General features: G+C 54.8%; 3 rRNA genes. All 3 read left to right on the forward strand.

Going from position 1 to position 5,503, the window contains the following annotated elements:
- Nucleotides 1-206: 206 nt before the first annotated feature.
- Nucleotides 207-1,731 (forward strand): 16S ribosomal RNA (locus tag NQ160_RS17460).
- A 432-nt stretch (nt 1,732-2,163) separates the two neighbouring features.
- Nucleotides 2,164-5,269, forward strand: a 23S ribosomal RNA gene (locus NQ160_RS17465).
- A 106-nt stretch (nt 5,270-5,375) separates the two neighbouring features.
- Nucleotides 5,376-5,492, forward strand: a 5S ribosomal RNA gene (rrf, locus tag NQ160_RS17470).
- Together the 16S, 23S and 5S rRNA genes form the textbook arrangement of a ribosomal RNA operon.
- Nucleotides 5,493-5,503: the final 11 nt, after the last annotated feature.

Below are 5,503 nucleotides of genomic sequence, written 5' to 3' on the forward strand. Positions count from 1 at the left end.
AGGAGCATCCGATCCTTGAGAACTCAACAGCGTGCACTTGTCAAATGCCAAATAACCTCGTCCCGGTTTTTACCGGGTGAGATTCCTTTGGATCAAAGTCCGATTCCCTTTGGGGGGTCGGCAACGGATAAGTCAGTAATGACATCCATTTGGTCAGTTCAAACTCGCTGTACACGACCTTATTCCGGTTGTGTCGGCACATTTCTTTTACGGAGAGTTTGATCCTGGCTCAGGATGAACGCTGGCGGCGTGCTTAACACATGCAAGTCGAACGGTGAACCAGGAGCTTGCTCTTGGGGATCAGTGGCGAACGGGTGAGTAACACGTGAGCAACCTGCCCCGGACTCTGGGATAAGCGCTGGAAACGGCGTCTAATACTGGATATGAGCTGCGACCGCATGGTCAGCAGCTGGAAAGATTTTTCGGTCTGGGATGGGCTCGCGGCCTATCAGCTTGTTGGTGAGGTAATGGCTCACCAAGGCGTCGACGGGTAGCCGGCCTGAGAGGGTGACCGGCCACACTGGGACTGAGACACGGCCCAGACTCCTACGGGAGGCAGCAGTGGGGAATATTGCACAATGGGCGAAAGCCTGATGCAGCAACGCCGCGTGAGGGACGACGGCCTTCGGGTTGTAAACCTCTTTTAGCAGGGAAGAAGCGAAAGTGACGGTACCTGCAGAAAAAGCGCCGGCTAACTACGTGCCAGCAGCCGCGGTAATACGTAGGGCGCAAGCGTTATCCGGAATTATTGGGCGTAAAGAGCTCGTAGGCGGTTTGTCGCGTCTGCTGTGAAATCCCGAGGCTCAACCTCGGGCCTGCAGTGGGTACGGGCAGACTAGAGTGCGGTAGGGGAGATTGGAATTCCTGGTGTAGCGGTGGAATGCGCAGATATCAGGAGGAACACCGATGGCGAAGGCAGATCTCTGGGCCGTAACTGACGCTGAGGAGCGAAAGGGTGGGGAGCAAACAGGCTTAGATACCCTGGTAGTCCACCCCGTAAACGTTGGGAACTAGTTGTGGGGTCCATTCCACGGATTCCGTGACGCAGCTAACGCATTAAGTTCCCCGCCTGGGGAGTACGGCCGCAAGGCTAAAACTCAAAGGAATTGACGGGGACCCGCACAAGCGGCGGAGCATGCGGATTAATTCGATGCAACGCGAAGAACCTTACCAAGGCTTGACATATACGAGAACGGGCCAGAAATGGTCAACTCTTTGGACACTCGTAAACAGGTGGTGCATGGTTGTCGTCAGCTCGTGTCGTGAGATGTTGGGTTAAGTCCCGCAACGAGCGCAACCCTCGTTCTATGTTGCCAGCACGTAATGGTGGGAACTCATGGGATACTGCCGGGGTCAACTCGGAGGAAGGTGGGGATGACGTCAAATCATCATGCCCCTTATGTCTTGGGCTTCACGCATGCTACAATGGCCGGTACAAAGGGCTGCAATACCGTAAGGTGGAGCGAATCCCAAAAAGCCGGTCCCAGTTCGGATTGAGGTCTGCAACTCGACCTCATGAAGTCGGAGTCGCTAGTAATCGCAGATCAGCAACGCTGCGGTGAATACGTTCCCGGGTCTTGTACACACCGCCCGTCAAGTCATGAAAGTCGGTAACACCTGAAGCCGGTGGCCCAACCCTTGTGGAGGGAGCCGTCGAAGGTGGGATCGGTAATTAGGACTAAGTCGTAACAAGGTAGCCGTACCGGAAGGTGCGGCTGGATCACCTCCTTTCTAAGGAGCATCTGGCACCCTTTGGGGTGTCCAGGCGCCGGATCGAGACATACGTTCTCGCCGGTAGCTCATGGGTGGAACATTTGACTTGGTGTCGGAGGGTTGCCTTCGGATTTAGTACGCCGCTTGCGGCTGGAACGGTCTGGTGGTTGCTGCCGGCACATGCACGCTGTTGGGTCCTGAGGGACCGGATGCGCACTGACCTTTACTGGTTGGGTGCCTGACGGTAACTCTGGACCTGCTTTTGTTTGTCGGCTTGCCGGCAGGCGGGGGTGGGTACCGCCCGTACTTTGAGAACTACACAGTGGACGCGAGCATCTTCGAGATGATCCTTCGGGATTGTTTCGATCGATGATCTTAAAGATCATTAGTCAATTTCTGATCCAGGCTCTTGCAGCCTGGGTTGCGAGTTTTGATTCAAACTCATGTGATTTTCAAGTCTTTAAGAGCAAACGGTGAATGCCTTGGCATCTGGAGCCGAAGAAGGACGTAGCAATCTGCGATAAGCCTCGGGGAGTGGATAAGCACACTTTGATCCGAGGATTTCCGAATGGGGAAACCCCGCTGGGCGGCGTGCCGACCCAGTGACTCCCGCCTGAATATATAGGGCGGGTAGAGGGAACGTGGGGAAGTGAAACATCTCAGTACCCACAGGAAGAGAAAGCAACCGCGATTCCGTTAGTAGTGGCGAGCGAAACCGGAACAGGCTAAACCGAGTACGTGTGATATCCGGCAGGAGTTGCGTATTCGGGGTTGTGGGACTTTTCAGACAGTTCTGCCGAATTGTCGGCGTTACAAGAAGGTATAGACGAACAGGATTGAAAGCCTGGTCATAGAGGGTGCGAACCCCGTAGTCGAAATGCCTCTCTTGACGCGAAGAGTATCCCAAGTAGCACGGGGCCCGAGAAATCCCGTGTGAATCTGTCAGGACCACCTGATAAGCCTAAATACTCCCAGATGACCGATAGCGGACAAGTACCGTGAGGGAAAGGTGAAAAGTACCCCGGGAGGGGAGTGAAATAGTACCTGAAACCGTTTGCTTACAAACCGTTGGAGCCTCCTTAGTAGGGGTGACAGCGTGCCTTTTGAAGAATGAGCCTGCGAGTTAGCGATATGTGGCGAGGTTAACCCGTGAGGGGTAGCCGTAGCGAAAGCGAGTCTGAATAGGGCGATTCAGTCGCATGTCCTAGACCCGAAGCGAAGTGATCTATCCATGGCCAGGTTGAAGCGACGGTAAGACGTCGTGGAGGACCGAACCCACTTAGGTTGAAAACTGAGGGGATGAGCTGTGGATAGGGGTGAAAGGCCAATCAAACTTCGTGATAGCTGGTTCTCTCCGAAATGCATTTAGGTGCAGCGTTGCGTGTTTCTTGCCGGAGGTAGAGCTACTGGATGGCCGATGGGCCCTAAAAGGTTACTGACGTCAGCCAAACTCCGAATGCCGGTAAGTGAGAGCGCAGCAGTGAGACTGTGGGGGATAAGCTTCATAGTCGAGAGGGAAACAACCCAGACCACCATCTAAGGTCCCAAAGCGCGTGCTAAGTGGGAAAGGATGTGGAGTTGCTTAGACAACCAGGAGGTTGGCTTAGAAGCAGCCACCCTTGAAAGAGTGCGTAATAGCTCACTGGTCAAGTGATTCCGCGCCGACAATGTAACGGGGCTCAAGCACGCCACCGAAGTTGTGGCATTGATATTATTGGTAGGCCTTCGTGGTCCAGCCGTATTGATGGGTAGGAGAGCGTCGTGTGGCCAGCGAAGCGGCGGTGTGAACCAGCCGTGGAGGCTACACGAGTGAGAATGCAGGCATGAGTAGCGAAAGACGTGTGAGAAACACGTCCTCCGAAAGACCAAGGGTTCCAGGGTCAAGCTAATCTTCCCTGGGTAAGTCGGGACCTAAGGCGAGGCCGACAGGCGTAGTCGATGGACAACGGGTTGATATTCCCGTACCGGCGAAGAACCGCCCAAGCTAATCCAGTGGTGCTAAGTGCCCGAATTCCTCTGATTCGATCCCTTCGGGGTGAGAACGTTGGAGCTAGCGCACGACCCCATGCTGGTGCGGTTAGCGTATTAACAGGTGTGACGCAGGAAGGTAGCCCAACCCGGGCGATGGTTGTCCCGGGGCAAGTGCGTAGGCCGAGTGATAGGCAAATCCGTCACTCATTAAGGCTGAGACACGATGCGGATAAAAAGTGGGTGATCCTATGCTGCCAAGAAAAGCATCGACGCGAGGTTCTAGCCGCCCGTACCCCAAACCGACTCAGGTGGTCAGGTAGAGAATACCAAGGAGATCGAGAGAATCGTGGTTAAGGAACTCGGCAAAATGCCCCCGTAACTTCGGGAGAAGGGGGGCCTTCGACGTATTAGGACTTGCTCCGAAAGCGTTTGGAGGCCGCAGAGACTAGTGGGTAGCGACTGTTTACTAAAAACACAGGTCCGTGCCAAGTCGCAAGACGATGTATACGGACTGACGCCTGCCCGGTGCTGGAAGGTTAAGAGGACCGGTTAGCCGCAAGGCGAAGCTGAGAATTTAAGCCCCAGTAAACGGCGGTGGTAACTATAACCATCCTAAGGTAGCGAAATTCCTTGTCGGGTAAGTTCCGACCTGCACGAATGGCGTAACGACTTCCCAACTGTCTCAACCGCGAACTCGGCGAAATTGCACTACGAGTAAAGATGCTCGTTACGCGCAGCAGGACGGAAAGACCCCGTGACCTTTACTACAGCTTGGTATTGGTGTTCGGTGTGGCTTGTGTAGGATAGGTGGGAGACTTTGAAGCATGGACGCCAGTTCGTGTGGAGTCATTGTTGAAATACCACTCTGGTCACTCTGGATATCTAACTTCGAACCGTAATCCGGTTCAGGGACAGTGCCTGGTGGGTAGTTTAACTGGGGCGGTTGCCTCCCAAAAAGTAACGGAGGCGCCCAAAGGTTCCCTCAACCTGGTTGGCAATCAGGTGGCGAGTGTAAGTGCACAAGGGAGCTTGACTGTGAGACTGACAGGTCGAGCAGGGACGAAAGTCGGGACTAGTGATCCGGCAGTGGCTTGTGGAAGCGCTGTCGCTCAACGGATAAAAGGTACCTCGGGGATAACAGGCTGATCTTGCCCAAGAGTCCATATCGACGGCATGGTTTGGCACCTCGATGTCGGCTCGTCGCATCCTGGGGCTGGAGTAGGTCCCAAGGGTTGGGCTGTTCGCCCATTAAAGCGGTACGCGAGCTGGGTTTAGAACGTCGTGAGACAGTTCGGTCCCTATCCGCTGCGCGCGTAGGAAGTTTGAGAGGATCTGACCCTAGTACGAGAGGACCGGGTTGGACGAACCTCTGGTGTGCCAGTTGTTCCGCCAGGAGCACCGCTGGTTAGCTACGTTCGGGATGGATAACCGCTGAAAGCATCTAAGCGGGAAGCCGGCCTCAAGATGAGACTTCCATGCCTTCGGGCGAGAGGCTCCCAGCTAGACTACTGGGTTGATAGGCCAGATGTGGAAGTGCAGCAATGCATGCAGCTGACTGGTACTAATAAGCCGATGACTTGATAACACACCCGTTTGAGGTGCTACGCGTCCACTGAGTGGTTCTCGATGTACGGTCGAGAACCGCATGACAACAATCTTTTGTTGTGTGCAGACTGAAACATCAATAGTGTTTCGGCGGCCATAGCGAGAGGGAAACGCCCGGTCCCATACCGAACCCGGAAGCTAAGCCTCTCAGCGCCGATGGTACTGCAGGGGGGACCCTGTGGGAGAGTAGGACACCGCCGGACTTCTTCCGTGA

The sequence above is a fragment of the Microbacterium sp. zg.Y909 genome (genome assembly GCF_024626565.1).